This is a genomic window from Prevotella sp. ICM33, from assembly GCF_000517825.1.
Taxonomy (GTDB): Bacteria; Bacteroidota; Bacteroidia; order Bacteroidales; family Bacteroidaceae; genus Prevotella; species Prevotella melaninogenica.
The window spans coordinates 1-3,360 of the sequence record NZ_JACD01000099.1; the positions used below are offsets into that span (position 1 = coordinate 1).

Below are 3,360 nucleotides of genomic sequence, written 5' to 3' on the forward strand. Positions count from 1 at the left end.
AACCTACTTTTTACATGCCGTTTTGCCGTTATTTATTGATATCTTATTCGAAATTGTGTAATGATTTTTCAAATCGTTATCAATGGATTTTCGAGTATTAAAAAGAAAAGGTTTTTGTGTCGGAAGATGAGAAAAGAATAGATAGTTGATGGTCTTGCCTATATCTTTATATAGGCTATTTGTTTATGTTTTATTGCAGATGAAAACGCAGTAAAACATAAATGCAAATCGAATTCAGTTGATAGTGTTAGAAAGTAATCTGCTTATTGATCTTTCCTTTATACGTGTTGATACTTAAATAGATGGAATCCTTCTGCTTAAAACCATTCAAAGGAATACTTGTAAAGACGCGTCTGCTATAGTATTCGGGTACTCCATTTTGGTGATGATGTAGTCGAAGATAAAACACTCGACCGCCATTAGGTAGGTTTTTTATGGAATCACAGACGATAGCTAAGGTCTGAACAGCCTTTTCGTCTTCTGTCTTTCCAGTCTTTAAGATAAGGGTAAGATTCAAATACTTATGATTCTTGCTTATCCAGATGCTTTCAAAACCAACCGGGTCGGTGTACACAATAGGTACGTCAAGTGCCAAACGAGGACGTAAGACAGCAACAGGACTAATGGCAAAAGACGATGTTATGCCATTTTCTACCTTATTATAATAGAGTAAGGCACGGTAAGTAGTGTCGGGTCTTTTTGCCCATTGTTCTTTTACTGCAGGTTTTAAGGTCAGTTGTATTCCGTCATCAGTAGTTGCTGAAGCGAAAGCTGATAGCTCGTTGGTCCTTGCTTCAACAAAGTCGGTATGTAGATAAGACAGTTCGCTGTCGCCTGTCTCATAGAAGTCATGCTCACAGGCACTGACTATGAGTAACGACATGACTGCCGTTACCATAGTCAATAGTCTGTAGAAAGTCTTTCCGAACCAGTCCACGTTGTGTTATTTCTTAAAGGTGAGACGATTCAGAAGTGATTTAAATCTGCCGCTTTCAGATGACGCAGCAATGTAATTCTTTGCAGGATAAGCATACTGTGTCAACAGACAAGTGCGTAAGAACTTATCATCACGGTTCTCAATATCAATCTTCTCAATCTGACCATCGAGGTAAGTATTGAAGTTCTGATAGTCTTCCACTGTATAATACTCTTCGTAAACACGTGTATCCTGAATCATATCTAATGCTACGTAGTTGATAGGATAGAGTTTGTAGTTACTGTGGATTTGGTGATCGATATGTGCTGCAATGGTATCGAAGAGCTTGTTCTTTGGCAGTTCCTCATCTACTGTGTCAAGCCATTCATCAATACATGGTGCACATTTGTAGAAGATATGTCCCTTGTAGCCTTTGATTCCTACTAACATACTCTCGAGATCGTCCTCTGCAGTCTTCTTCCAATAAGGTAAATCACGACGCAATTGATACTCACGTGCCTTGAGATAATCGCATGGATCGTACTCATAAGAGATAGCTAACGGCACGATGTGGAGCTGCTTCAGACGTTCGATGATAGTACCTTCGCCACCCATAGCCATCATCTTCAGAATCGCAGGTTGGGTAAGGTCGTTTGAATTCTTCGCTCTTCCCTGTCGTTGAGCAATCCATACATTGTCATTCTTCTCAGCAATAGCGAAGTGGATATACTCTGACATACGCTTGCTTGCACGGAGCATCTCAACCGAATGGAGGGCACGTTCTACAGTAAATGACTTGTTGATACGCACCAAGTCACGTACCCAATCCTGCGAAAGGAGGTTGTCGCCGATAGCAATCTCACAAGTAGTGGCAAAGCCAACATCCATGAGAAGCTTGTCGAGGAAAGCAGAGTCGAGTACAATGTCGCGATGGTTGCTGACGAAGGTATAGCGTTTGCGTGTATCGATATTGACTGCATCCATGCTACAACCTAAGCTCAACTCCGTGACAAGACGCTGGAGGAAAGGGTAGCAGAATGATTTTTGGAATTCAAGATTCGTCTTACAAGCGTGCATCTTCTTTGCTATCGCCTCTGCTGGAACATCAGGGTAGAGATATGCCAGCACCATTTGAAACTGCTTATCAGCAAGAATCCTATCATAGACTGCCGGTAATTCTTCCGGCTCAAACGGACGGATAGGGTCAAACTCTGATGGTATTTTCATAATCGTAAAAATTAATTTGTTTCTATTTTATGTCTTATTGCATGTCCTAAGAACCTGCAATGATTAGTTCTATACCCATTTCTTCAATCTTGTTGGCTACAAACTGTGGTATTTTAGCATCGGTAATGATGATGTCAACATCCTCAAGTCCACTAATCTTTGCGAATCCACGACGGCCAAACTTACTTGAATCAGCTAAGACAATGGTTTTCTGTGCAGCGTTCATCATACTTCTGTTCAGTTCAGCTTCACGCATGTCTGTTGTTGAGATACCAAAGTCAAGGTCGATACCATCCACCCCCAAGAAGAGTTTTGTAAACGAACATCCACGCAGTATCTCCATGCTATATTGTCCGACAACCGACACACTGCTGTGGCGAACCATGCCACCAAGTTGGATAATGTCAATATTATCGTTGGCTGCTAAGGTCATTGTAGCTTGAAGACTGGCTGAAACAATCGTCAGTCTGCTCTCAGAATGGATATTACAAGCCAATGCATGGATGGTTGTTCCTGATGCAAGAATGATGGAATCGTCTTTCACAAGTAGCTTGACAGCCTCTGCTCCGATGAGTTGTTTCTCTTCCGCTTTTAGCTTTTCCTTCTCGTTTACTGAACGGTTGTTGGTAAACGGGTTGATAAGAATCGCCTTACCATGACTTCGATAGAGCTTTCCTGCCTTTTCAAGTTCGGTTAGGTCTTTACGTATCGTTACTAATGACACATCCAAGGAGGTTGCCAAATCGGAAACCAATACAGACTCCTGTGTCAGAAGCTGGTCGAGAATGGCATTTTGCCTGTCTTCTTTTGTCATATTTTGCATCGGTTTTTGGTAGCTTTCAGCAGATGTCTATCACGCTTTACCGTATAAGAATAGTTTTGTACAAATATAGTTAAAATAAATCAATGGCTAAAGGTGAAGCCTTCGTTTAACAGAAGATTAACAATTATTTACGACCGTCTGCGATAGTTCTATTGGTTCTTCCGTTAAATGTATGGACGCTTTTCGTATTTGCTTTAAAGGAAGAACCGAGGTTACTTATTAAACAAAAAAATAACTAAGACAGTCGAATATCTATCCTCTCATCATCCTCTTTCATTGAAAACCATTTCATTTAAGACTTCGAAAATCTGCAGACAAGAGTTTGAAAAATCATTACATAATTTCGAATAAGATATCAATAAATAACGGCAAAACGGCATGTAAAAAGTAGGTT

At 40.4% G+C, this 3,360-nt stretch carries 3 protein-coding genes; all 3 read right to left on the bottom strand.

The window, feature by feature from the left end; translation table 11 throughout:
- Window positions 1-247: 247 nt before the first annotated feature.
- The 3 genes from HMPREF1505_RS11675 to HMPREF1505_RS11685 are packed head-to-tail and all read right to left on the bottom strand — an operon-like array spanning window position 248 to window position 2,957.
- Window positions 248-898 carry a NigD-like C-terminal domain-containing protein gene (locus HMPREF1505_RS11675; protein WP_051412371.1) on the bottom strand — a complete coding sequence of 217 codons (651 nt, stop codon included), beginning with the start codon at window positions 896-898 and terminating at the stop codon, window positions 248-250.
- A gap of 45 nt (window positions 899-943) precedes the next feature.
- Window positions 944-2,143: a 1-acyl-sn-glycerol-3-phosphate acyltransferase gene (locus tag HMPREF1505_RS11680; RefSeq protein WP_036925580.1), complete on the bottom strand. Its 1,200-nt coding sequence runs from the start codon at window positions 2,141-2,143 to the stop codon at window positions 944-946.
- Window positions 2,144-2,189: 46 nt separating this feature from the next.
- The gene (locus HMPREF1505_RS11685) at window positions 2,190-2,957 is read right to left on the bottom strand and encodes a DeoR/GlpR family DNA-binding transcription regulator (protein ID WP_036925590.1); all 768 of its coding nucleotides are present in this window, start codon (window positions 2,955-2,957) and stop codon (window positions 2,190-2,192) included.
- Window positions 2,958-3,360 lie beyond the last annotated feature (403 nt).